Here is a 23,230-nt window from a genome sequence, read left to right as displayed (position 1 = left end):
GGGAGAGGGAGACGGGGTCAGGAGTGCGAGAACGGGATCCTCGGCAGGACGCGGTCCAGCCACCGGGGCGTGTGCCAGGCGGCCCGTCCGGCCAGCCGGAGCATGACGGGCAGCAGCACCAGTCGGACCAGCGCCGCGTCCAGCAGCACGGCGACGCCCAGCACGATGCCCATCTCCTTGGGCGGCAGCGGTCCGGAGATGGCGAAGGTGAAGAACACCGCGACCATCACGGCGGCCGCCGCGAAGACCACCCGGCCGGAGTGGGCCAGCGCGCCGACCATCGCCTGCCGGGGGTCGCCGGTGCGCTCGTACTGCTCCTTGGCGGAGGCGAGCAGGAAGACGGTGTAGTCCATCGCGATCGCGAAGATCATCGCGAAGAAGAAGACCGGCGCCCAGCCGTCCAGGAAGCCCTGCGGGGTGAAGCCGAGCAGTCCGGCGCCGTGCCCGTCCTGGAAGACCAGCCGGGCGACGCCGAACGCGGCGCCGGTGGAGAGCAGTCCGGCGACGGTGCCGAGCGCGGCGATCAGCGGGGCGCGCAGCGCGAACAGCAGCAGGACGAAGCCGAGCGCCATGACGACGCCGATCACCAGCGGGGTCTTCTCGGTCAGCAGGTGCTGGAGGTCGAGGTTCTCCACCGAGGCGCCGCCGACCAGTGCGCGGTCGGGCAGTTCGGCGCGCAGCGTGTCGACGGTGTGGCCGAGCCGCGGGTCGGACGGGTCGACGGTCGGCACGGCCTGCACCATCGTCCAGTCGGTGCCGTCGGCGGCCGGCTGGGCGGGCAGCACGCCGGCGATGCCGGGGTTCGCGGTGACGGTCCGGACGGTGGCCTCGGCCTGGTCGGCGGGGGTGAGGATCTGCAGGGTGCCGGGGGTGCCGGCGCCGAACGCCTGCTGGACGGCGGTGTAGCCGGCCCGGGCGCTGGCGTCGCCGGGCAGCACGTCGATCGAGGGCATCGCGGTGCGCAGCCCGAGGACGGGCGCGGCGAGCGCGAGCAGCACGGTCAGCGCGAGGGCGCCCCAGCGCAGCGGGTGCTTCCAGAGCCGCTCGCCCCAGGCGGCGAACCGCGGCGAGGTCTGTGCGGTCCGCCGCTTCGCCCAGGGCAGGGCGAGCGCGTCGACCCGGTGGCCGAGCCTGCCGAGGACGGCGGGCAGCAGGGTCAGGGTGGCGGCGAGCACGAACAGCACGGCGAGCATGATGCCGCCGGCCATCGAGCGGAACGCGGGCGCGGGCACCAGCATCACGGCGGAGAGGCTGACCAGCACGGTCGCGCCGGAGAGCAGCACGGCCTTGCCCGCGGTGTCCATGGTCTCGGCGACGGCGCGCGGCCCGTCCTTCCCGGCGGCCCGGGCGGCGCGGAAGCGCACCACCAGGAACAGCGCGTAGTCGATGCCGAGGGCGAGCGCGAACATCATCGCGAAGTTCATCGCCCAGACCGAGATCGGGAACAGGTGGCTGATCAGCACCAGCGACCCGGCGGACGCGGCCAGGCCGGCCATGGTGAGCAGCAGCGGCAGTCCGGCGGCGACCAGCGAGCCGAAGGCCAGCACCAGGATGCCCAGGGTGACCGGCCAGGACATCACCTCGGACTTCATCATCGCGTCGTGGTTGGCCTTGTTGAAGTCGCTCCACAGCACGGAGGCCCCGGTCGCGGTGACCTCGACGCCGTCGCCGGAGAGGGCGCGCAGCGGCTCCTTCAGGTCGTCGGCGGCCCGCACCATGTCGTCGGGCGAGGCGGCGGCCCCAGCCAGCAGGACGGCGGTGCGGCCGTCCGGGCTGACGGTGGCGCCGGGCTGCGGCGGTATCACGGTGGAGACCCGGCTGTCGGCGGCGGCCAGCGCGGCGGCCCGGTCGACCACCTGCCGCACGCCCGGATCGTCGACCGGACGGTCGGCGGTGACCACGATCTGGATCGCGGACGAGGCGTTCCCGGCGAAGTGCCGCTCGGCGAGCGCGCGGACCTGCACCGAGTCCGAGCCGTCGGCCTGCCAGCCCGCGCCGGACAGCGCCGAGGTGACCTGCGGGGCGAACGCGCCCAGTCCGATCACCAGCACCAGCCAGCCGGCCAGCACGGTCTTGAAGTGGTGCACGGACCACACGCCGAGCCGGCCCAGCAGGCCCGGGCGGGGCGGGTCGGCGACGGCCGCCGGCGGGGCCGTCGGGGCGGGGGCGGAGCGGTTCACTGGTCTCTCTCCAAGCGCGAGGGAACGAATAATACCCTGGGGGGTATGAAAAAGGTCAGGCGTCGCCCCGGGCGGGAGCGCCCGCCCGGGGGTGCGCGGGTTCAGTCCGCCAGCGAGCCGAGCGCCGCGCGCAGCCGGCCGGCCGCCTCGTCCGCGACCTCGGCGAGCTCCGGGCGCCCGGTGAACTCCACCATCAGCTCCGGGTCCATCGCCTCGACCAGGATGCCCTCCGGGACGGCGCGCAGCACCACGTTGCAGGGCAGCAGCAGGCCGATCCGGCGGTCCGCCTCCAGGGCGCGGTGGGCGATCGGGGGGTTGCAGGCGCCGAGGACCAGGTAGTCCTCCAGTTCGACGCCGAGCTTGGCGCGCAGGGTGGCCGTCATGTCGATCTCGGTGAGCACGCCGAAGCCCTGCCCGGCGAGCGCCGCGCGGACCTTCTCGGCGGCCGCCGCGAAGGGGATGCCGGTCAGCGTGGCGGTGATGCCGTTCGCCATGTCGTCGAACCTCTCTCGTCGATACCCCCCTGGGTATTCAACCGTACGTCGGGTGCAACCCGGAGCCCCGCAGCCGCATTCCCCGGCGCGGCGCGACCCGCCGTGACCCGCGCCACCCGCGCCGCCGCTCAGCCGTTGTAGCGGTGCCGCAGACGGGGGTCGTCCAGCCACCACGGCCGCTCGCCCTCCTCCGGAGCGACCCCCGCCCCGGCCCCCGCCTCGACTGCCGCCGCCCGCGCCGCCGCCTCGGCCTCCGCCGCGTCCAGTGCCGCGTCCACCGCCGCCGTCTCGGCCCGCCCGGTCACCACCATCCGCCGGATCAGCGCGCACAGGAACGGCAGGCCGACCAGGTCGCCGAGGATCCAGATCGCGTTCCCGCCGACGAACTGGTCCCGGGCGAGCGACGGCCCCCAGTCGCGGGCCAGCTGCGCGTAGTACGGCTCGGCGACCAGGTGGCCGCCGTACAGCAGGACGAGCGCCAGCGCCGCGTCGAACACCACCTCGACGAAGGTGATCACCACGCCGATCAGCAGCGGGTACGGGCGGGCCACCGGGTCCAGTTGCAGCCGCGGCCAGAAGTACAGCAGGCCCAGCAGCACCAGCAGCAGGTGGAAGCCGGTGTTCCCGGCCCGGCTGGTCAGCGTCGCCTCGTACCACGGCGTGAAGTACAGCAACCACGGCGGCGCGACCAGCAGCACCGTCGACACCAGCGGGAACATCAGCACCCGCGACACCCGCCCGCCCAGCGCCGCCCGCAGCCGGGCCCGGCCCGCCGCCGGCAGCGCCGCGTCCAGCAGCGAGACCGGCGCGCCCAGCGCCAGCAGCATCGGGACGAGCATCAGCAGCAGCACCAACTGCGCCGCCCGGTCGGTGAACAGCACCCGCTCGTACACGCCCAGGCCCGAGCAGGTCGTCCAGACCCAGACCGCCAGTCCGCCCAGGAACGCCGCCGTGCGGTACCACGGCCAACCGCCCGCCCCGCCCGCCCGGTGGCGGCGCGCGCCCGCCAGGTAGCCGGCCGCGAGCAGCGCGCAGAGCGCGGCCACCACCGGCTCGACGGTCCAGGTGTCGGCCAGCGCCGACCAGTGCCAGGGCGCCACGGCCACGGGGTGGGACATGCGGCGGATCTCCTTCGGGGGCCGTGCCGGCCCGGGCGGGGTCGGGCGGGTTCGGGCGGGACGGTGGAACCCGAACGGCCCCGCCGGGCGTCGTCGCAGGGTCGGTCGTGAACCGCGGGCCGCACTCCGACGTCTACACCGCTGTAGAATCTACCGAGTGGGGGAGCCCGGGTGAAAGCCGCCCCGCGCGCCGTCGGCCGACGCCGCGCCGCACAGCGCCGCAACCGCGAACTCGCCCTGCTGCTCCTCGCGGTGGCGGTCTGCCTGGCCGGCTGGACCAGCGCGAGCCTCGCCCTGCGCGGCACCCTCCCGCCCGACCTGGCCCGCTACGGCGCCGGCCTCGGCGCGCTCGCCCTGCTGCTGCACCTCGCCGTCCGCCGCTTCACCCCGTACGCGGACCCGCTGATCCTCCCGCTCGCGGTCCTGCTCAGCGGCTTCGGACTCGTCCTGCTCGACCGCCTCGACCACTCGTACGCGCTCTGGCACGCCGCGAAGGGCGACTGGCAGAAGCTCCCCGCCGCGCCCGCCCAGGTCCGCTGGACGGTGATCGCCGCGCTGCTCGCGATCGCCGTGCTCGCCCTCACCGACCCCTTCGGCAAACTCCTCGCCACCGGCCTCGCCGCCGCCCTCGCCCTCCAGGTCTTCGTCGTCACCGGCGTCGTCACAGGCCTCATCCCGCTCACCGGCAAAGCCCTCCCCTTCCTCGCCGCCGGCGGCTCCTCCCTCACCGCGAACTGGCTGCTCACCGCCATCCTGATCAAACTCTCCGACGCGGCGGGCCGCACCGAGCTGGAGCCGGCGGCCCGCTGACGGCGGTTCCGGCAGCGGGCGGGAGGGTGACGGGGGAGCGCCTGCGGCGGGCGGGCGCGGGACGGGCAGTGGGACGCGGCGGGCCGCACCGAGCTGGAGCCGGCGGCGGCGCCTGCACCGAGGCCGGCGCCCCGGTAGCCCGCCCGCTCCCGCCCGCTCCCATCCCCCGCTCGCGCCCTCCCGTCAGTGCCGGCGGCGGCGACGGGCTGCGGCCAGCAGGGTTCCCCCGGCGCTGAGCAGCACGCCGGCGGAGACCGCGCCCAGCAGCGGGAACGGCGAACTCCCGGTCTCCGGCAGGCCCCCGGCGGGCGGCGGAGCGGCGGGGCTCGGCGCCGTCGGTGTCGTCGGTGTCGTCGGCACGGTGGGGGACGGCGACGGGCTCGGGTCGGTGCTCGGCGAATGGCTCGGCGAGGGGCTCGGGGACGGCGAGGGCGACGGGCGGGTCAGCCGGTTGGTGACGGTGACCGTCGAGGAGCGTTCCGCCGGGACGGTGAACTCCCGTCCCAGTGCGACGGGTTGCTCGGTGCCGTCGGTGTCGTCGCGCAGGACGGCGGAGGTCGCGGTGTCGATGCCGGTGGCCGCGCCGGTGGCGGGTTCGGTGAGGACGCAGCTGGTCGGGGTGGTGAAGGTCCGCCGGCCGAGGTCGGCGCGCGGGCGGCCGGGGTCGACCAGCAGGGCGGCGGGGCTCTCGTCGCCGGTGCAGCGCAGTTCGAGCCGGGCGGCGAGCGGGCGCAGCGCGGTGTCGTCGGTGGTGAGTTTGACGACGTCCAGCCGGGTGACGCGGTGGAAGCGGTTGGTGAACCGGCAGGTGGGGGTGGGGTCCTCGGCGGTCAGGAGGACCTCGACGAGGGCCCGCTCCAGGTCCGGGGCGGAGCCGGCCTGGCCGCAGTCGACGGATTCCAGGGCCCACCAGCCGTCGGCGGTGGGGGCGGGCAGCAGTTCCTGCACGCTGTAGCGGTACAGCGGGCCGACCGGGAGCAGGGTCGCGGCGGGGCCGGGGGAGCCGTCGGCGCGGACGGCGGTGGCGGGGGTGTCCTCGGCGGTGGTGGTGGCGACGGACTGCTGCGGCGGCGGGATCGGCGACCGGCCCGCGCGGGGGACGGGCCGGCCCTGGACCACGTACCGGAAGGTGCCGGTGCCGCCGCGGGTGACCTTCTCGATGCCGATGTGCCCGCCGGGCACGAAGCGGTTGGTGAGCAGGCAGGAGGCGGTGGTGTCGGGCGCCAGGTCGTACCCGGCCAGCCAGGTGCCGTTCGGCGCCTCGGGCGTGGCGGGGCCGAGGGTGACGGGCAGTTCGGTGCCGTCGCAGAACGCGGTCGGCGTCTCCCAGTACCCGGTGCCGTCGGGGGCCGGGACGGTCTCGCTCAGCCCGTAGTGGCCCGGCGGCGGGTGCTCGGCGGAGGCCACCGTGACCGGCACTCCCTCGGCGGTGGTGGTGACCGGCGAGGTGACCAGCACGTCGGCGCCGGGCGGCGGGGTGACGTCGAGGTCGAAGGTGCCGGTGCCGCCGATGCTCTCCTTCTGCAGCAGCGCCTGCCCGGCCGCCCGGCTGTTGGTGAAGACGCAGGTCACGTGGTCGCCGGCGGTGAGCCGCACGGAGACCAGGCCGGTGCTGTCGGCGAGCAGGACGCTGGTGCCGGGGCCGCCGTCGGCGCCGACGGCCGTGCAGTCGGGCTGCCCGGCGGGCAGCCAGCCGCTGCCGGGGTCGACGTCCTCCTGGAAGGTCCACGGGTCGTCGCCCGTACGGGTCTCGCCGCGGACGAAGTCCATCGAGGACTGCTGGGCCGCGCTCGCGGTCAGCAGGAAGTCGTTGACCCCGTCGCCGTTGGTGTCCGCGTAGGACAGGTTGCCGTCGAAGCGGAACACGCCCTGGCCGTTGGAGCCCGGGGCGACCCGCTTGACCACGGTGATGGTGCCCGCGCCGGGCGGCGGGGTGATCGCGTAGTAGTAGCAGAACACGTGCCGCGCGCCCGCCGGGTAGGTCAGGTACTCGACGTTGTCGCCGTTGACGGCGTCCTGGGCGCAGCGCAGCGCCGCGAAGCCGTACCGGTCCTGCATCCCGTTCAGCGGGGCGGACTTGGTGCCGCCGGCGGCGACCAGCGAGTTGCGCCGGGCGGCGTCCTGCTCGGCGGCGGTGAGCGGCACGGTGACGGCGCCGTCCAGGGTGCGGCCGGTGGGGTTGCCCCGGGCGTCGAGTTCGGGGGTGCTCGCGGCGGTGGTGATGTCCTCGCGCAGGACGCCGGTGAGGGTGGTGAGCTGGAGGGTGGCCGGGGTCTTGCCGGTGAACCCGGTGCCGGTGCCGAACGTCCAGCCGGGCAGCGGCCGGCAGGGCGGCGCCGGGGTTCCGGCCTGCTCCCGGGCCGGGTTGACGGCTTCGCCGCCCGGGTAGTTGGAGTCCGGCCCGAGGTCGCGCAGCGACTCCTGGATGTTGTTGCGGGCCTTGTTGGCCATCACCTGGTCGTACCGGTCGCAGACCCGGGCGACGTACGTCACCAGCAGCGGCCCGGTGTCGGCGGGCGCGGCGGCGGCCGGGCCGGGGAGCCCCGCCAGCAGGGCGGCGGCGAGCAGGAACCGCAGAGTGCGCATGACGGCCCGTCAGGTCGGGGGGTGGAGCCCCGAGCGAAACACGACGGCCGCACATCGGAGGGCAGCTGGCGCGCCGACGTACTGCCGGCCGCCCGAACGGCGGCACCCGAACGGGAGGCCCGGCCCGTCCGCACCGTCCCGCCGCCGCCGTCAGGGGAGCGGCAGTTCGTGCGCCCCGGTGGTGCAGTGCCACACGGCCGTTCCGGCGGTGAGCGCGGGGTGCACGCCGGTGCGGTGTTCGGGGCAGACGGGCCAGACCACCCGGTGTGCCTCGGCGAGGAAGGACTGCACCGCCCCCGCCACCGCGGCCAGCGCCTCCGGGAGGCCGACGGCGCGGATCTGCTCGCCGTGCACCTCGACCTCGCCCGACGGCTCGTAGTCGCTGTGCGCGTCGGCTCGGACGCGCAGGTCCGGCGCGATGCCCAGGTCCCGTTCGGCGGCGTCCCGCAGCAGGTCGAGCGCGGTGCGGGCGAGCGCGCCCCGGCGTTCGAACAGAAGGTCGAGCAGGTACGCCGGGGGGACCTCGCCGTGCGCGTCGAAGACGTTCGCCAGCCACCGCCGACCGCTCTCCGACAGCGGGGTGAGGCAGGACCCGGTGTCGGGGTCGTGCCGCACGGTCTCCAGCCAGTCGGCGAACGCCGCCTGCCGTGGTTCGGGCATGGCCTCGGGGCCTCTCGCGGATGGGGATGGGGGCGGTGGTGGGGGCGGGGCTCGGGGCCCGGGGACGGGGGTGCCGCATCGGCTGCCGGAACGGGCCGGGCCCGGCCTCGACACCGTCAGTATCGAGGCCGGGCCCGGGGGCCGTCCATCCGCCCGGCGGCCGGTGCCGCGCGTGCTCAGGAGTAGCTGCCGCCTCCGCCGAACCAGGCGTCGACCGACCAGACCTCCGTCCGCCGGCAGTCGATGATGGCCCGCCCGGCGGCCCGGAAGGTCACGGTGTCGCCGGGGTCGAGCCACAGGCTCCAGAAGCTGGCGTACCGGTAGTAGCCCGGCCCCTTGTTCCGGTCGTTGCTGTACCAGTCGCCGTGGAACATGTAGCTGCCCCCCTCGGAGTGGCTGTAGCGCCCGCCGCCGACCTTCCAGTAGCTGACGAACACCGCCCAGTCCCAGCCGCCCAGGATGGTGGCGTAACGGTACTTCCCGCGGAAGCTGAGGTCCCAGTTCAGGTAGCAGCGCCACTGGTCGTTGCAGACCCGCCGGATCCGCAGCGAGTACGTCGAGGTGGTCTGGGTCTGGGTGCGTTCCCGCCAGTAGGTGCCGGTCAGGTCGGTCTTGTTCACCGGGTCGGCCGCGCCGTACTCGTACGCGTTGAGGCTGCCGCCCTCGACCGGGTCGGTGGACAGGAAGCGGCCCGTCGCCGGGTTGTACAGGCGCGCGCCCATCAGCACCAGACCGGAGAGCGCCTCGCCGGAGCGCTGCTGCGCGCCGTGCCAGCCGTACCGCGGCGGGGTCTGCGCGGTGCGGGCGTTGCCGTACTCGTCGGCGTCCTGGACGGTCGGGGTGAGCGAGGCGTCCAGCGGCAGCCGGAGGGTGACGTCGCCGTGTAGGTTGGCCAGTTGCAGCACGACCGCGCCGGTCCGGCCGGTGGTCGCGGCCAGTCCGCCGTCCAGGCCCCGGACGTTCCGGGTCAGGTCGCCGGTCGCCCGGTCCTCGACGATCCAGGTCGGGCTGTCGCACTCGCAGCCGTAGTGGTTGAGCTTCGAGGCGGTCTGGTTCCAGCCGCCGGTGCCGGAGGTCTCGACGGTCCAGCCGCGGACGCGCTGGGCGGAGTCGAGGGTCCAGGTCTGCCGGGTGGTCCCGGTGGTCTCCTGGTGGGCCCGGTCGTTGGAGTAGTAGGAGAGGGACGTGCCGCCGGGCAGGGCGGTGGTGCGGCCGAGGGCGTCGTAGGCGTAGCCGGGGTCGACGATCCGGTCGGCGGTGTCGTAGGTGTGGTTGGCGGTGGTGCCGCCGGTGGTGCCGCAGGGGGCGCCGGCGGCACCGGTGGTGGTGGTCAGCGCGGTGCGGTTGGAGTGCCGGTCCAGGGTGTAGGCGCGGTCGGTGCACACGCCGGCTGCGGTCTCCTGCACCTCGACCAGCCGGCCCGCCTTGTCGTACAGGTACTTCTGGCTGCCGGGCGTGACGCTGTTGGCGTGCGTGGTGACCTGGTCGTGGATCGAGCGGGTCTCGCTGTCGGCCATCACGACCGTGCCGTCGGAGTCACGGGTGTAGGTGACGTTGACGACCTGCCCGACCGTGTTCCGGGTCTGCTTGGCGGTGTAGCCGCCGGGCAGGTGCTGGGCCGTGACGGTGCCGTCCGGCCCGTACTCGGCGGTGATGGTGCCCGCGACGGAGTCCACGATCCGCACCGGCTGGCCGCCGGGCTCGACGGCGGAGTCGTACGCGTACGTGGTGGTGGAGGGGGCGCTGTCGGTGACGGTGAGTACCCGGCCGAGCGGGTCGTAGGAGGTGGTCGTGGTGCCGCCGTCGGCGTCGGTGTAGGAGACGACCCGGCCGAGGGCGTCGTAGTCGCGGCTGACGGTGCCGCCGCCGGTGGACGAGGTGCTCACCGGGCGGCCGTTGGTGCCGCTGTAGGCGGTGGTCACGTCCGTGAGCGGCTGCCCGGTGTTGCCGGTCAGGTGGCTGGTGACCAGCCGGCCCGCGTTGTCGTAGCTGAGGAAGGTGTTGCGGTAGGTGCTCCCGGAGGTCTCGTCGGTCTCCGTGATCTGCCCCCAGCGGCCGTACTCGAAGCTGGTGTCGGTCTGCTGCTGCGGGTTGGCGCCGCCGCCGGCGATGTCACCGGCCGGGCCCTTCCAGCAGACCTGGTCGGCCCACTCCGGTCGGCCCTGGCACCAGCCGGTGCCGTCCCCCTTCCAGTAGACGGTCACCCGGGCGCCGGCGTCCGCGCCGTTGCTGCCGGGCATCTGCTCGGAGACGATCCGGCCCTGTGCGTCGTAGCCCGTGCCGTAGCTGAGCGCGACGCCCGCGCCGTCCTTGATGGTGAGCTTCGGCAGGCCCTTGGCCCAGTCGTACTGGGTCTCGGTGACCCGCTTGTCGGCGAGGATCGAGTTGTACCCGTTGACCCGCAGGCCGCTGGTGGTGATGGTCAGGCGGTTGGAGGTCACGGCACTGCCGTCGGTCGGCCGTCCCGTGTCGTACTCCTTGACCGCCCAGGCCCGCGCGGCCACCGAGGTGCCGGCCGTCAGCAGGACGGTGGTGCCGGACTTGAAGTCCGAGACCAGGTCGACCCGGTGCAGCGGCCCGAAGGTCTCCAGTTCGCGCATGCCGTCGGCGCTCCAGACCGAGCGGTCCTCCAGCAGGGCGGCCCGGTCGGCGCTGCCGAGCGAGGCGATGCCGAGGTCCCGCTGGGCGGCCCGGTCCGCTTCGGTGAGGCCGAGCGCCACCGAGCGGTTCCCCGCGCCGAGGGCGCGGACCACGTTGCCGTAGCGGTCGTACTGGGTGCTGCTGATGCGGCCGCCCGGCTCGGCCAGATCGACGTCCTGGCCCGAGGCGTCGACGTACTGGACGGTGGCCCGCCGGTAGTCGGCGGCGGTCAGGTCGGCGCCGTCGTGCGAGGCCGGGACCTGGTCGGCGGGGAAGACCGCGGTGGCGTCGCTCGGGGCGACTTCCTGGTGCCAGCCGCGCACGTCGGAGGTGGCGAGCTGGTACGGCGCCCGGGTCCCGCTGACCGGCACGTTGTAGACGAGGCTGCTGACGGCGTCGGTGCCGTCGGTGGTGCTCGCCGTCCCGGGCCGGAGGTTGGGCCGGGAGACCGCGAGCAGCATGCCGTCACCGGCGACCGAGGAACCGCCGACCTTGCCGTAGGCCATCGTCCAGGGCAGCTCGCCGGGCGGGGTGAGGCCGGTCAGCCGGCCCGCGGCATCGTAGCCGTAGGCGGTCTTGAGCGGGGTGGACAGCCGGGGGTCCCAGGACTCCCGGAGCCGGCCCGCGCTGTCGTAGGCGTACGCCGCGACGCCGGACGCGGTGGCCGCGGCGGCACCGGGGACGGTGGTCCACAGCTTGACCTGCCTGACCTGGCCGGTGAAGTCGCCGAAGGCGTTGCCGCTCGCCGTGGTGGCGCCCGCGTAGTCGAACTCCAGCACTCGGCAGCCCTTGGTGGCGGGCGTGGCGGCGCAGGTCGCGTTCGGGACGGCGCTGGTGGGTGCGACCACGTACTTGGGACGGGCGACGACCTGGCCGTTCACGGTGGCCTTCTCCGAGACCACCGCGGTGGTGGAGTTGTCGGTCGCCAGGAAGCTGGTGGCGAGGGCCCACGTGGTCGCGGCCGGGTCCACCTTGGCGAAGGTGGCGGTCGTGCCCGCGGTGTCCTTGAGCGTGAAGGAACCGGTCAGCGAGCCGGTCAGGGTCAGCTCGCCGGCGCCCGGCTCGCCGACCCAGCCGCCGTCCGCGGTGGCGGTGAAGCCGACTCGGCCGCCGTCGCCGGAGACCAGCGCCACCGACGTCGCGGAGGTCTGCTGGACGGCGGACCAGCTGGTGCCGGTCAGCTCTGCCTGGATGCCGGAGGACCACTGCGGGCCGAAGATCGCGGCCTGCCCGGCCCGGGCGGAACCGGCGTCGGGCTGCCGTGAGGAGGTGCTGCGGGTCACGCTCAGCCCGAAGAACGACGCGTCGGTCGAGCCGACGGTGAAGTCGCCGGTGAGCAGGTTGACGTTGCCCGGGCCGAGCTGCCGGGCCGGCGCGCTGCCCGCGGTGCGGTCCACCACGACGGTGGACGCCTGGGTGTAGCCGGTGCCGCCGTCGGCCCGGACGAACTTCGCCTGGACGTCGACCGGGCTGTCGGCGGCGAGGGTGTCGGTGACGTTCCAGGTGAGCGGGGCGGAGTTGCCGCCCGAGACGGCGAGTGGCCAACTGACCTGACCGCCCGCCGTCTTGGTGACGGCGGAGGCCGGGATGTCCTTCCAGCCGTCCGCGGCGCCGAGCCGGTACTGGTAGGTCACGCCGGTGTAGTCGGTTTTCCCGAGCGCGGACAGCGCGAGCCGGCGCGCCGTGCGCTCGCCCCCGAGCGGGGTCAGCAGGGCCGCGGCACCGGGGCCGACGCCGAAGCTGTAGGCGGTGGTGTCGGTCGACTCGTTGCCGGCCGCGTCGATGGTCCGCGCGTACAGGGTGTGCCAGCCCGCGCCGGGGGAGACGTTGACGGTCAACGTCTTCCCGGTGCCGGTGCCCGCGGTGTCCCAGGCCCGCTGCGAGGCGGAGTAGTCGTCCAGGCCCCAGGCGTAGCCCTGGCCGTCGGCCGCGCCGGTGGACAGGGTGCACGGGCTCTCCGCGGGCACCGAGGCGGTCCAGTCCCCGGCCGGGGCGCCCGCGCAGCTGATGGTCGGTGCGGCGGGAGCGGCGGCGTCCACCGTGTAGGCGGTGTACCCGCTCCAGGCGCCGTAGTTCGTGCCGTCGTAGGCCCGCGCCCGCAGCCGGAGGTGGACGCCCTGCGGCAGAGCGCTGCTCGCCGGGACGGTGAGGAGCGCGACCGCGCCCGACGCGGTGAGCGCGGACGTGCCCGTGAACGCGTACGCGGTGTCGTTGAACGCCGGGTCCGGGGTCATTTCGAACTGCGCCTGGTAATTGCCGGCTGCGGCGGTGGCCATGGCGCGCAGCGTCGGTGTGGCACTGGTGGCGTAGCCGAGCCGGTTGTAGGCGTTCGACCACCAGGGCGACAGGCCGGTGACGGTGGGGACGTCCGGGGGCGAGGCGGCCGCCCGGGCCTGGATGGGGGCCAGGATCCATTCCGCGCCCTGGACCAGGCCCACGGACAGTGCCAGGCAGACGCCGATGGCGACGGGTCTGAGCCGCCCCGTCGATCTTCCGCCACGAGTTGTGCGCACGCGACTTCCCCTTCGGATCGGAGACGCAAGTCGATCTTGCGGGGGCGAGCGTATAGCTCATAAAGGACGCGTAAAGTCCATATTTGATCACGATTGAATACCACCTTTTCTTTGCTCGAAGAAGAGGTGGGACTTGCCGTTTGCAGGTGTTCTGCGATAGGAGGAGGCGTGCGCCTGCGGACTTCCGGCCGCGGAAAAAATGGATGCCTCGGGCAACTTCTTGAAATCCGCGCCGGAGTGGTCAGCGCCCCTCGCGCAGCGCCGCCAGCGAGGCCACCGCCAGTGCGGCGGCCCGTTCGGTGGTGGGGCGGTACGGGGCGCCGGACTCCAGGGCGGTGACGGCGGCGTTGACCAGGCCCTGGAGCAGTTGGGCGGTGCGCAGCGGCGTCCGGTCGCCGAGTTCGGTGAGGGCGGTGACCAGGGGGGAGAGCAGTCGGCGGTGGGCCTCGCCGGCGGCCTCGCGGAGCGCCGCCGCGTCCCGGTCGCCGGCCAGCGCGCGGGCGATCCGGTGCTCGCCGTCGCGGACCAGCTCGCACTGGGCCCGGACGTACGCGGCGACCCGCTGTTCGGGGTCGTCGGCGGCGGCCATCGCGGCGGTGATCCGCTCGGTCCACACCGGGGTGGACTCGTGCACGACGGCGGCCAGCAGCGCGGCCCGGTCGGCGAAGTACTTGTAGACGCTGTTGCGGGCCAGGCCGGTGCGGCGGGCGACGGCGGTGAAGGTCACGGCGGCGGCGTCGCCCTCGGTCTCCAGCAGTTCGCGGGCGGCCGCGACCAGCGCCCGGTGCTGCTGGGCGCGGTGGTCGGCGACGGAGGCGGCACTGATCTTCGGCACCCGCCCAGTCTAGGAGGCCCGGACGCGGCTCCGGGCCCCCGAGTTGGGGACGGAGTGTCGCCATGCCCTATGTTGGGGACGCCACGTCCCCAACCTGGAAGGAGCACGGTGTACCTCGCCCTGCTCGAACTCAAGGCCGCCCGCGGCCGCTTCCTGCTCATGGGCTGCGTCGTCCTGCTGGTCGCCGCCCTGGTCGGGATCGTCTCCGGGTTCACCACCGGCCTCGGCGACGACACCGTCTCCGCCCTGCGCCGCCTGCCCGCCACCCACCTGGCGTTCTCCCCGGACGCCGAGTCCGACCAGTTCGCCCGCAGCCTCGTCCCCGCCGAGACCCTGGAGCGCTGGCGGGAGCAGCCCGGCGTCCGGGCCACCCCGCTCGGCGTCTCGATCGCCCGCGGCACCACCGACCGGCACACCGAGGTCGACCTGGCCGCGTTCGGCGTCGAACCCGGCTCCTTCCTCGACCCCGGCGCCGAGGACGGCCGACCCCTCGGCGGCGACGACCAGCTGGTGATCTCCCGCAAGCTCGCCGACGAGGGAGTCCGGATCGGCGACACCCTCACCGTCGACCGCCTCGGCATCGCCCTGAAGGTCACCGGCATCACCGCCCGCGCCTCCTACGGGCACGTCCCCGCCGGGTACGTCACCACCGCCACCTGGCAGCGGATCCGCTTCACCACCCCGGGCGCGACCACCCCCGCCGCCGAACTCCCGCGGCAGTACGGCGCGATCGCCCTGCGCACCACCGGCGGAGCCCGGCTCGCCGCCGCCGACCGGCAGCTCGGCACCCGCACGCTCACCCTCGACGCGGCGTACGCGGCCGCCCCCGGCTACACCGGCGAACGCGTCACCATGACCTCCATCCAGTTCTTCCTCTACCTGATCGCCCCGCTGGTGGTCGGCGCGTTCTTCGGCGTCTGGACGGTGCAGCGCCAACCCGAACTCGCCCTGCTGCGCGCGATGGGCGCCTCCCGCCGCCGGCTGCTCGGCCACACCCTGGCCCAGGCCGCCGCCGTCGTCCTCGGCGGCACCCTGGCCGGCGCCGCCCTCGCCTCGGCCGTCGGACTCCTGGTCGGCACCGAAGTCCCGTTCAGCCTCCCCGGGTTGTCCCTCACCGCCACCATGGGCGCCGTCGCCCTCGCCGCCCTCGCCGGGGCCGCGCTCACCCTCCGCCGGGTCGCCAAGGCCGACCCGATGACCATGCTCGGGGCCGCACGATGACCGAACTGACCCTGCACGGCGTGAGCGTCTCGCTCGGCCGCGGCGACGCCCGCACCCCCGTCCTGCGCGCCGTCGACGCCACCTGCGCGCCCGGCGTCCTGACCGCCCTGGTCGGCCCCTCCGGCTCCGGCAAGTCCACCCTGCTCGCCGTCGCGGGCGCCCTGCTGCGCCCCGACGAGGGCCGGGTCCTGCTCGGCGGGACGGACCTCGCCGCGCTCACCGACGCCGAACGGGCCCGGGTCCGCCGCGAACGCGTCGGCTACGTGTTCCAGAGCGGCAACCTGCTCGGCGGCCTCACCGCCGTCGAACAGCTCCTCGCCGCGGCCTCGGTGGCCGGCCGCCCCGCCAGGCGGCTGCGCGCCGCGGCGGAGAGCGCCCTCGCCGAAGTCGGCCTCGCCCACCGCCTGCACCACCGCGCCGACCGGCTCTCCGGCGGCGAACGCCAACGCACCGCCCTCGCCCGCGCCCTGTTCCTCGAACCCGACCTCCTGCTGATCGACGAACCCACCGCCGCCGTCGACCGCACCCAGGCCGCCGCCCTCACCGCCCTCATCGCCACCACCGCGAAGCAGCGCGGCTGCGCAACCCTGGTCGCCACCCACGACCCGGTCGTGGCGGAGGCGGCGGGCGCGACGATCGCGAGGTGAACGCAGGGGTGCGGGGAGCCGTCCGGCTCCCCGCACCCCTTTCCGCGGTCCCCCGCAGGTCGCTCCGCGGTCCTACCGCAGGTTGTTGCGCTCCGCGGACCGCTCGCTGCGCGAGGCGTCCAGCATGCCGACCCGGTCGACGACCTTGACCCGCTCGCGGCCCTCGGCCGCGCCGAGGGCCTTCTCGTGGGCGTCGAGGTGGTGCCAGCCCTCCCAGGTGGTGAAGTCGACGCCGCGGGCGCGCAGGAAGTCGACGACGGCGTCCTCGGCGGGTTCGGCGGCGGGCCGGAGCAGGCCGGCGGCGTGGTCGGCGACCAGGCAGGCGACGGTCTCGTTGGCGTCGCCCTTGGTGTGGCCGATCAGGCCGACCGGGCCGCGCTTGACCCAGCCGGTGACGTAGACCGAGGGCAGGTGGACGCCGTTCTCCTGGACCCGGCCGGCCTGGTGCGGGACGGTCGAGCTGAGCGGGTCGAAGGGCAGCTTGGGCAGTTCGTCGGAGCGGTAGCCGACCGCCCGGTAGACGGCCTGCACCGGCCACTCGCGGAAGGTGCCGGTGCCCACGGTGTTGCCGGTGCCGTCGAGTTCGGTGCGCTCGGTGCGCAGCGCGACGACCCGGCCGTCCGCGCCGAGCACCTCGACCGGGTTCTCGAAGAAGTGCAGGTGGATCCGGTGCGGCCGGTCGCCGACGTCGCGGATCGCCCAGTTCTCCAGCGTCGAGGCGACCATGTCGGCCTGCTTGTTGGCGCGCCGGGTGGCGATCGAGGCGTCGTCGTAGTCGATGTCCTCCGGGGCGACGATGACCTCGATGGTGGGGGAGTGGTCGAGCTCGCGCAGTTCCATCGGCGAGAACTTGGCCTGCGCGGGGCCGCGCCGCCCGAACACGTGCACCTCGACGGCGCGGTTCGCGGCCAGGCCCTCGTACACGTTCGGCGGGATCTCGGTGGGCAGCAGCTCGTCCGCGGTCTTGGCGAGGACGCGGGCGACGTCGAGCGCGACGTTGCCGACGCCGAGGACGGCGACCTGCTCGGCCTCCAGCGGCCACTCGCGCGGGACCTCGGGGTGGCCGTCGTACCAGGAGACGAAGTCGGCGGCGCCGTACGAGCCGTCCAGCCCGATGCCGGGGATGTCCAGGTCGCGGTCGGCCTCGGCGCCGGTGGCGAAGACCAGGGCGTCGTAGAAGCGGTGCAGCTCGTCGAGCGACAGGTCGCCGGGGTAGTCGACGTTGCCGAGCAGGCGGACCTGGGGCTTGTCGAGGACCTGGTGCAGGGCGGTGATGATGCCCTTGATCCGGGGGTGGTCGGGGGCGACGCCGTAGCGGATCAGGCCGAAGGGGGCGGGCAGCCGCTCGATCAGGTCGATGGAGACGCCGGGGGCGGCGGCCAGGTCGGACTTCAGCAGCGCGTCGGCGGCGTAGATCCCGGCGGGGCCGGAACCGACGATGGCCACCCGGACGGGGCGGGGCATGGGCAGGTACTCCTGTTCGACTCGGGGCGCGTACCGCCCAGCCTCGCGGCCGGCGGGCGCGCCCGGTACGGGGCTCCGGCTTATGCCGTCATAAGTCGGAGCTATGCCTGCTCAAAGTTCTGCCTATGCCGTGTCGGCGCGCAGGCCCGTACCTCCAGCGTGCACCCGACGCTACCTCCGCTTATCCGCCGCCGGTCCGGGTCCGCGGGCCGCCTCAGGCCTGCAGCGGCACCGGGTGCACCTCGTCCGCCGGGTGCCCGGTCCGCTCGTGCACGCGCTGCACGGCCTCCCGGCTCGGGGCGGAGGAGAGGCAGTAGACGGTCCCCGAGTCGGGGTCGGCCCAGGCCTGCCGGAACTCGACGCCCTCCTCGCCCTGCGCCGCGAGGTCCGCCGCGTGCGCGGCCTTCAACTGCTCGGCGGTGATGCCCGCCATCCCGTGGTGGACGTCCATGAACATCGCCATCGGGCTCAACTCCTCGGCCGGGAGTTCTCCGTGTGGAGAACTATTCCCTCCCACCGTGCACTTTCGGAGTGAACCAGGCCACAGGACGCGTTCCTTGCGGAGGGAGTGTCCGCGCGTGCAAGAATGTTGGTGCAGTCAATCAGTGACGTTCAGCGCACTCCGGGGTCGGTGAAAATCCGAACCGGCGGTTACAGTCCGCGACCCGTCCGCAGCCAGCGGCCGGTTGACCAGGTGAAATTCCTGGACCGACGGTTAAAGTCCGGATGGGAGGCGTGCGCGGCGGACGAAGTGTGTCACCACCACGGCCACCCGAGGCCGGGGTGCGAGCAGGACGGCAGTGAACCCGAGCCCGGGGCGGCACCACGCCCAGGCGGCCCCCGGGCGCACTCCCGCCCGACGCACGTCCGCAGTCAACTCCCATGAGCCGCCCCGGAGTCCGCGCCCTACAGCGCGAGGAGAACCCGGGTGTTCACCGGCATCATCGAAGAGCTCGGCGAGGTCGTCTCCATCGAGGAGATCGGCGAATCCTCGCGCATCCGCCTGCGCGGCCCGGTCGTCACGGCCGACGCCCGGCACGGCGACTCGATCGCGGTCAACGGCGTCTGTCTGACCGTCCTCGACGACAACGAGCAACTGGCCGCCCGCGACGGCGAGTTCAGCGCCGACGTGATGCGCGAGACGCTGCAGCGCTCCAGCCTCGGCGTGCTCCGCCCCGGCTCCCGGGTCAACCTGGAACGGGCGATGGCGCTCGGCGCCCGGCTCGGCGGCCACCTGGTGCAGGGGCACGTCGACGCCACCGGCACGCTGCTCTCCCGGGAGCCCGGCGACCTCGACGCCGACGGGAACCCGCGCTGGGAGGTGCTGCGCTTCACCCTGCCGCAGCCGATCGCGCGCTACCTGGTGGAGAAGGGGTCGATCACCGTGGACGGCGTCAGCCTCACCGTCGTCGAGGCGGCCCTCGACTCGTTCACCGTCTCGCTGATCCCGGCCACCCTGGCCCTCACCACGCTGGGCGCCAAGCAGGTCGGCGAGCCCGTCAACCTCGAGGTGGACGTCCTCGCCAAGTACGTCGAGCGCCTGCTCGACACCCGCGCACTGCCCGACACCCTGGGGGGAACCAAGTGAGTTCGTTCGGAGAGCTGGCCTTCACCGCGTTCGGCGAGCAGGTGAAGGTCGCCGACATGACCGGCAACCTGATCGGCCTGGCCGGCCTGGCCCTCGGCTGGCGCCGCTCGGTGCTGACCTGGCCCGCGCAGTTCCTGGCCGGCACGGTGCTGATCCTGGCGTTCTGGGGCGGGCACGTGCCCGGCCTGATCGGCAAGCAGGCGATCGTCATCGTCGCCTCGGTCTGGGGCTGGACGCAGTGGCGGCGCGGCCGCCGCGACACCGGCCAGGTCGAGGTCCGCTTCGCGACCTGGACCGAGCGGGCCCTGCTGGTCCTCGGCACCGCGGCCGGCACCGCCGCCGTCGCCGCGCTGTTCCACGCCGTCCCCAAGCTGTCCTGGGCCCCGCTGTTCGACGCCTACATCTTCGTCGGCACGCTGGCCGCGATGTACGCCCAGGCCCGGGGCTGGGTCGAGTTCTGGTTCGCCTGGCTGGCCGTCGACCTGGTCGGCGTGCCCTACGCCTACCAGCACGGCTACACCTTCACCGCGCTGACCTTCACCGTCTACTTCGTCCTGGTGCTGGCGGGCCTGGCCAGCTGGTGGACGAAGGCCCGCGCGTCCCGGCCCGCCCCGCTCGCCAAGGGAGTCACCGCATGAGCACCGAGTCCGCCGCCCAGCCGCTCGCCCTCGACCCGGTCGAGCGGGCGATCGCCGACATCGCGCTCGGCCGCGCCGTGATCGTGGTCGACGACGAGGACCGCGAGAACGAGGGCGACATCGTCTTCGCCGCCTCCGCCGCCACCCCCGAACTGCTCGCCTTCACCGTCCGGTACTCCTCCGGCGTGATCTGCGCCCCGATGACCGGCGACGAGCTGGACCGGCTCAAGCTCCCCCCGATGACCCGGGTCAACGAGGACCGCAAGGGCACCGCGTACGCCGTCTCGGTCGACGCCCGCGACGGCGTCTCCACCGGCATCTCGGCCGCCGACCGGGCCCGCACCGTCAAGCTGCTGGCCAGTGCCGGCACCGAGGCCGCCGACCTGACCCGCCCCGGGCACGTCTTCCCGCTGCGCGCCGTCGACGGCGGCGTGCTGGTCCGCCCCGGCCACACCGAGGCCGCCGTCGACCTGGCCCGGCTGGCCGGCCTCCCGCCGGCCGGCGGCATCGCCGAGGTGGTCAACGACGACGGCACCATGGCCCGGCTGCCCGAGCTCCACGCCTTCGCCCGCGAGCACGGCCTGGCGATCATCTCGATCGAGGACCTGATCGCCTACCGCCGCCGCACCGAGCTGCACGTCGACCGCGCCGCCGTCACCGCGCTGCCCACCGCGCACGGCGAGTTCACCGCCGTCGGCTACCGCGGCACCATCGACGGCACCGAGCACCTGGCCCTGGTGGCCGGCGGCCTGGACGCCGACGGCCGGCTCCCCGACGGCGAGGACGTCCTGGTCCGGCTGCACTCCGAGTGCCTGACCGGCGACGTGTTCGGCTCGCTGCGCTGCGACTGCGGCCCGCAGCTGGAGGCTTCGCTGGCCGCCGTCGCCGAGGCCGGCCGCGGCGTGGTGCTCTACCTGCGCGGCCACGAGGGCCGGGGCATCGGCCTGGCCCACAAGCTGCGCGCCTACCAGCTCCAGGAGCAGGGCCGGGACACCGTCGACGCCAACCTCGACCAGGGCCTGCCCGCCGACGCCCGCGACTACTCGATCGGCGCGCAGATGCTCACCGACCTGGGCGTCCGCTCGCTGACCCTGCTCAGCAACAACCCGGCCAAGCAGACCGCGCTCACCGAGCACGGCCTCAAGGTCGCCGCCCGCCGCCCGCTCCCGACCGCCGCCGGCGAGCACAACCTGCGCTACCTGCGCACCAAGCGCGACCGGATGGGCCACGACCTGCCGTGGCTCGACGACGACGGCGAGTAGCCGCACCCGCCGAAGCACCCGCACCCGCCGAAGCACCCGCACCCGCCGAAGCACCCGCACCCGCCGAAGCATCCGCACCCGCACCCGACGAAGCACCAGCGACGAGCAGAGAGAAGACGAACATGGCCGGCCACGGAGCCCCCGTCCTGTCCCCGGAGAACCTGGACAACACCGCCGACCTGCGGGTCGCGGTGGTCGCCGCGCAGTGGCACCGGCAGGTGATGGACGGGCTGCTGGACGGCGCCCGGCGCGCCCTGAAGGAGCTCGGCATCGACGGCGCGACCGAGCTGCGCGTCCCCGGCACCTTCGAACTGCCGGTCGCCGCCAAGCGGCTGGCCGACGCCGGCTACGACGCGGTGGTCGCGCTCGGCGTGGTCATCCGCGGCGGCACCCCGCACTTCGACTACGTCTGCCAGGGCGCCACCCTCGGCCTCACCCAGGTCACCGTGGACACCGGCGTCCCGGTCGGCTTCGGCGTGCTGACCTGCGACGACGAGCAGCAGGCGCTGGACCGGGCCGGCCTGCCCGGCTCCGCCGAGGACAAGGGCCACGAGGCGGTCACCGCCGCCGTCGCCACCGCGGCCGCGCTGCGCGGGGCCCTCGGCCCCCGCCGCTGACCGGCGGGTTCCGGCACCGCCGGGCTGTCCACCGGACCGTCCACGGTGCGAAACCGTTTACCGTCCGTCAGCCCGCACCCCGTAAGGTGAGCCCATCATGGCTTCCAAGACATTCGAGGAGCTCTTCGCCGAGCTCCAGCAGAAGGCCGCCACCGGCGACCCCCAGACCTCCCGCACCGCCCAACTGGTGCAGCAGGGCGTCCACTCGATCGGCAAGAAGGTCGTCGAGGAGGCCGCCGAGGTCTGGATGGCCGCCGAGTACCAGTCGCCCGCGGAGGCGGCCGAGGAGATCTCGCAGCTCCTCTACCACGTCCAGGTGATGATGATCGCTCGCGGGCTGACGCTCGAAGACGTCTACAAGTACCTCTAAGCACACCTCCATTGATCGCCAACGCGAAGGGTTCGCCTCTCATGCTCCGCATCGCCGTCCCCAACAAGGGTTCGCTCTCGGGTCCCGCGGCGGAGATGCTCCATGAGGCCGGGTACCGGCAGCGCAAGGAGGCCAAGGAGCTCGTCCTGGTCGACCCGGACAACCAGGTCGAGTTCTTCTTCCTGCGCCCGCGCGACATCGCCGTGTACGTCGGCTCCGGCCGGCTCGACGTCGGCATCACCGGCCGCGACCTGCTGCTGGACTCCGCCTCGGAGGCCGAGGAGGTGCTCGCGCTCGGCTTCGCCGGCTCGACCTTCCGGTTCGCCCGGCCGGTCGGCACCGGGATCGCCGGCGTCCGGGACCTGGAGGGCCTGCGGATCGCCACCTCGTACACCGGCCTGGTCGAGCAGCACCTCGCCGAGCACGGCGTGAAGGCCGCCGCCGTCACCAAGCTGGACGGCGCGGTCGAGACCGCCGTGCACCTGGGCGTCGCCGACGTGATCGCCGACGTGGTGGAGACCGGCACCAGCCTGCGCAACGCCGGCCTGGAGGTGTTCGGCGACCCGATCCTGGTCTCCGACGCCGTGGTGATCCGCCCCAAGGGCGCCGGCGAGGACCCCGCGGTCGAGCAGTTCCTGCGCCGCCTGCAGGGCGTGCTGGTGGCCCGCCGCTACGTGCTGATGGACTACGACATCCGCGCCGAGCAGGTCGGCGCGGCCGTCGCCCTCACCCCGGGCCTGGAGTCGCCGACCGTCTCGCCGCTGCACACCGAGGGCTGGGTCGCGGTCCGCTCGATGGTGCTCCGCAAGGAGGCGCAGCGGATCATGGACGACCTGTGGGCGATCGGCGCCCGCGCCATCCTGGTCACCAACATCCACGCCTGCCGCATCTGACCCGCCACCGGACGGGGGCCGCCGGCCGCGGCCCCCGCCGCCGGTCGCGGCCCCCGCCCCACCCTGGAGCCACCCGTGTCCACCGCCAGCACCGCCACCGCCCTGCCCGTCACCTGGGCGCCCCGCCGCAACCGCGTCGTGCTCTGCGCGCTGAGCGCCGTGCTGGTGGTGCTGTTCGCGGTGCTCGCCGTCGCGCTGCCGGAGAGCTGGCAGTTCAACGACCGGGTGATGATGGTCGGCTCCGGCGTGCTGTTCGCCGCGGTCGGCCTGATGCTGGCCCGCCCCGAGGTGGTCGCCGACGCCGAGGGCCTGACCGTGGTCAACTTCGTCCGCCGCCGCCGGCTCTCCTGGGCCGAGGTGGTCCGGGTGAACTTCAAGGCCGGCGACCCCTGGGTGACGCTCGACCTCGCGGACGGCACCGCGCTGGCCGCCGTCGGCATCCAGCCCGGCGGCGGGCGCGAGCAGGCGATCGCCGCCGCCCGCGCCCTGCGCGACCTGGTCGAACAGCAGCACGCCGCCGCCCGGGGCTGACACGCCCCCGGAGGGACGGGTCGAACAGGCTCCGAGAAGCGTTCGGGTATCGTCTACGCTGGTAAAACCGCGGCAAAGCCCACCCGAGAACCGGGCTGCCCGCGTCCACCCGCGACCAGAGGAGTGACACCTCCCCTCGATGGACGATCCGTCCGGTAGTACC

At 74.2% G+C, this 23,230-nt stretch carries 18 protein-coding genes, 1 pseudogene and 1 riboswitch; of the genes and pseudogenes, 10 read left to right on the top strand and 9 right to left on the bottom strand.

Features of this window, described 5'->3' with window-relative positions; all coding sequences use genetic code 11:
• Nucleotides 1-17 precede the first annotated feature (17 nt).
• From KSE_RS05715 to KSE_RS05705, 3 genes are all read right to left on the bottom strand, one after another.
• Nucleotides 18-2,180: an MMPL family transporter gene (locus KSE_RS05715; protein WP_014134326.1), complete on the bottom strand. Its 2,163-nt coding sequence runs from the start codon at nucleotides 2,178-2,180 to the stop codon at nucleotides 18-20.
• Between the two features lie 101 nt (nucleotides 2,181-2,281).
• The gene (locus KSE_RS05710; RefSeq protein WP_014134325.1) at nucleotides 2,282-2,674 is read right to left on the bottom strand and encodes a DUF302 domain-containing protein; all 393 of its coding nucleotides are present in this window, start codon (nucleotides 2,672-2,674) and stop codon (nucleotides 2,282-2,284) included.
• Nucleotides 2,675-2,802: 128 nt separating this feature from the next.
• Complete coding sequence (locus KSE_RS05705) at nucleotides 2,803-3,792, bottom strand: cytochrome c oxidase assembly protein (RefSeq protein WP_014134324.1); 990 nt, start codon at nucleotides 3,790-3,792, stop codon at nucleotides 2,803-2,805.
• 573 nt (nucleotides 3,793-4,365) lie between these two features.
• Here KSE_RS05705 and KSE_RS46470 point away from each other — a divergent pair.
• A pseudogene (locus tag KSE_RS46470) lies at nucleotides 4,366-4,602 on the top strand (FtsW/RodA/SpoVE family cell cycle protein); the annotation flags it as partial.
• 183 nt (nucleotides 4,603-4,785) lie between these two features.
• On the opposite strand, the gene KSE_RS05695 reads toward KSE_RS46470, so the two are convergent.
• From KSE_RS05695 to KSE_RS05680, 4 genes are all read right to left on the bottom strand, one after another.
• Nucleotides 4,786-7,188, bottom strand: a complete 2,403-nt coding sequence (locus tag KSE_RS05695; RefSeq protein WP_014134322.1) for a prealbumin-like fold domain-containing protein — start codon at nucleotides 7,186-7,188, stop codon at nucleotides 4,786-4,788.
• A 150-nt stretch (nucleotides 7,189-7,338) separates the two neighbouring features.
• The gene (locus KSE_RS40930) at nucleotides 7,339-7,848 is read right to left on the bottom strand and encodes a hypothetical protein (protein WP_014134321.1); all 510 of its coding nucleotides are present in this window, start codon (nucleotides 7,846-7,848) and stop codon (nucleotides 7,339-7,341) included.
• Nucleotides 7,849-8,024: 176 nt separating this feature from the next.
• Nucleotides 8,025-12,926, bottom strand: a complete 4,902-nt coding sequence (locus KSE_RS45625; protein WP_014134320.1) for an RHS repeat-associated core domain-containing protein — start codon at nucleotides 12,924-12,926, stop codon at nucleotides 8,025-8,027.
• A gap of 316 nt (nucleotides 12,927-13,242) precedes the next feature.
• Nucleotides 13,243-13,836: a TetR/AcrR family transcriptional regulator gene (locus tag KSE_RS05680; protein ID WP_014134319.1), complete on the bottom strand. Its 594-nt coding sequence runs from the start codon at nucleotides 13,834-13,836 to the stop codon at nucleotides 13,243-13,245.
• A 108-nt stretch (nucleotides 13,837-13,944) separates the two neighbouring features.
• Between KSE_RS05680 and KSE_RS05675 the strand changes: the two genes are divergently transcribed.
• Together KSE_RS05675 and KSE_RS05670 are read left to right on the top strand one after the other, a co-directional pair.
• Nucleotides 13,945-15,057, top strand: coding sequence for an ABC transporter permease (locus KSE_RS05675; RefSeq protein ID WP_014134318.1), 1,113 nt, complete (start codon nucleotides 13,945-13,947; stop codon nucleotides 15,055-15,057).
• Nucleotides 15,054-15,704, top strand: a complete 651-nt coding sequence (locus tag KSE_RS05670) for an ABC transporter ATP-binding protein (protein WP_014134317.1) — start codon at nucleotides 15,054-15,056, stop codon at nucleotides 15,702-15,704. Before KSE_RS05675 ends, KSE_RS05670 begins: the two co-directional genes overlap by 4 nt.
• A 72-nt stretch (nucleotides 15,705-15,776) precedes the next feature.
• On the opposite strand, the gene KSE_RS05665 is transcribed toward KSE_RS05670, so the two are convergent.
• The gene (locus KSE_RS05665; RefSeq protein ID WP_014134316.1) at nucleotides 15,777-17,168 is read right to left on the bottom strand and encodes an FAD-dependent oxidoreductase; all 1,392 of its coding nucleotides are present in this window, start codon (nucleotides 17,166-17,168) and stop codon (nucleotides 15,777-15,779) included.
• Nucleotides 17,169-17,382: 214 nt separating this feature from the next.
• Nucleotides 17,383-17,631, bottom strand: coding sequence for an SCO4226 family nickel-binding protein (locus KSE_RS05660; protein WP_014134315.1), 249 nt, complete (start codon nucleotides 17,629-17,631; stop codon nucleotides 17,383-17,385).
• A gap of 151 nt (nucleotides 17,632-17,782) precedes the next feature.
• A riboswitch (FMN riboswitch) is annotated at nucleotides 17,783-17,910 on the top strand.
• A 186-nt stretch (nucleotides 17,911-18,096) separates the two neighbouring features.
• On the opposite strand from KSE_RS05660, the gene KSE_RS05655 reads away from it, so the two are divergent.
• The 7 genes from KSE_RS05655 to KSE_RS05625 all read left to right on the top strand — a co-directional run bounded on the left by KSE_RS05655 (nucleotide 18,097) and on the right by KSE_RS05625 (nucleotide 23,067).
• Nucleotides 18,097-18,756 carry a riboflavin synthase gene (locus KSE_RS05655; protein WP_014134314.1) on the top strand — a complete coding sequence of 220 codons (660 nt, stop codon included), beginning with the start codon at nucleotides 18,097-18,099 and terminating at the stop codon, nucleotides 18,754-18,756.
• The gene (locus tag KSE_RS05650; RefSeq protein ID WP_014134313.1) at nucleotides 18,753-19,394 is read left to right on the top strand and encodes a nicotinamide mononucleotide transporter family protein; all 642 of its coding nucleotides are present in this window, start codon (nucleotides 18,753-18,755) and stop codon (nucleotides 19,392-19,394) included. Before KSE_RS05655 ends, KSE_RS05650 begins: the two co-directional genes overlap by 4 nt.
• Entirely contained in the window at nucleotides 19,391-20,656 is a 1,266-nt protein-coding gene (locus KSE_RS05645) for a bifunctional 3,4-dihydroxy-2-butanone-4-phosphate synthase/GTP cyclohydrolase II (RefSeq protein WP_014134312.1), read from the top strand. Before KSE_RS05650 ends, KSE_RS05645 begins: the two co-directional genes overlap by 4 nt.
• A 122-nt stretch (nucleotides 20,657-20,778) precedes the next feature.
• Entirely contained in the window at nucleotides 20,779-21,273 is a 495-nt protein-coding gene (gene ribH / locus KSE_RS05640; protein WP_014134311.1) for a 6,7-dimethyl-8-ribityllumazine synthase, read from the top strand.
• Nucleotides 21,274-21,370: 97 nt separating this feature from the next.
• Nucleotides 21,371-21,643 carry a phosphoribosyl-ATP diphosphatase gene (locus tag KSE_RS05635; protein ID WP_014134310.1) on the top strand — a complete coding sequence of 91 codons (273 nt, stop codon included), beginning with the start codon at nucleotides 21,371-21,373 and terminating at the stop codon, nucleotides 21,641-21,643.
• A 41-nt stretch (nucleotides 21,644-21,684) separates the two neighbouring features.
• The gene (gene hisG / locus KSE_RS05630; protein ID WP_014134309.1) at nucleotides 21,685-22,536 is read left to right on the top strand and encodes an ATP phosphoribosyltransferase; all 852 of its coding nucleotides are present in this window, start codon (nucleotides 21,685-21,687) and stop codon (nucleotides 22,534-22,536) included.
• Between the two features lie 75 nt (nucleotides 22,537-22,611).
• A complete protein-coding gene (locus KSE_RS05625) occupies nucleotides 22,612-23,067 on the top strand; it encodes a PH domain-containing protein (RefSeq protein ID WP_014134308.1) in 456 nt (151 codons plus the stop codon).
• Nucleotides 23,068-23,230 lie beyond the last annotated feature (163 nt).

This window comes from Kitasatospora setae KM-6054 (assembly GCF_000269985.1).
Classification (GTDB): Bacteria; Actinomycetota; Actinomycetes; order Streptomycetales; family Streptomycetaceae; genus Kitasatospora; species Kitasatospora setae.
Note: the sequence above shows the minus strand (reverse complement) of the source record. Positions and strands in the feature narration are given on the sequence as shown.

Bases quoted from the DNA above. Each gene is read 5' to 3' on its own strand.
- KSE_RS40930 (WP_014134321.1), bottom strand. From the start codon at position 7,848: ATGCCCGAACCACGGCAGGCGGCGTTCGCCGACTGGCTGGAGACCGTG.
- KSE_RS05710 (WP_014134325.1), bottom strand. From the start codon at position 2,674: ATGGCGAACGGCATCACCGCCACGCTGACCGGCATCCCCTTCGCGGCG.
- KSE_RS05695 (WP_014134322.1), bottom strand. From the start codon at position 7,188: ATGCGCACTCTGCGGTTCCTGCTCGCCGCCGCCCTGCTGGCGGGGCTC.
- ribH (WP_014134311.1), top strand. From the start codon at position 20,779: ATGGCCGGCCACGGAGCCCCCGTCCTGTCCCCGGAGAACCTGGACAAC.
- KSE_RS05635 (WP_014134310.1), top strand. From the start codon at position 21,371: ATGGCTTCCAAGACATTCGAGGAGCTCTTCGCCGAGCTCCAGCAGAAG.
- KSE_RS05665 (WP_014134316.1), bottom strand. From the start codon at position 17,168: ATGCCCCGCCCCGTCCGGGTGGCCATCGTCGGTTCCGGCCCCGCCGGG.
- KSE_RS05670 (WP_014134317.1), top strand. From the start codon at position 15,054: ATGACCGAACTGACCCTGCACGGCGTGAGCGTCTCGCTCGGCCGCGGC.
- KSE_RS05645 (WP_014134312.1), top strand. From the start codon at position 19,391: ATGAGCACCGAGTCCGCCGCCCAGCCGCTCGCCCTCGACCCGGTCGAG.
- KSE_RS05660 (WP_014134315.1), bottom strand. From the start codon at position 17,631: ATGGCGATGTTCATGGACGTCCACCACGGGATGGCGGGCATCACCGCC.
- hisG (WP_014134309.1), top strand. From the start codon at position 21,685: ATGCTCCGCATCGCCGTCCCCAACAAGGGTTCGCTCTCGGGTCCCGCG.
- KSE_RS05705 (WP_014134324.1), bottom strand. From the start codon at position 3,792: ATGTCCCACCCCGTGGCCGTGGCGCCCTGGCACTGGTCGGCGCTGGCC.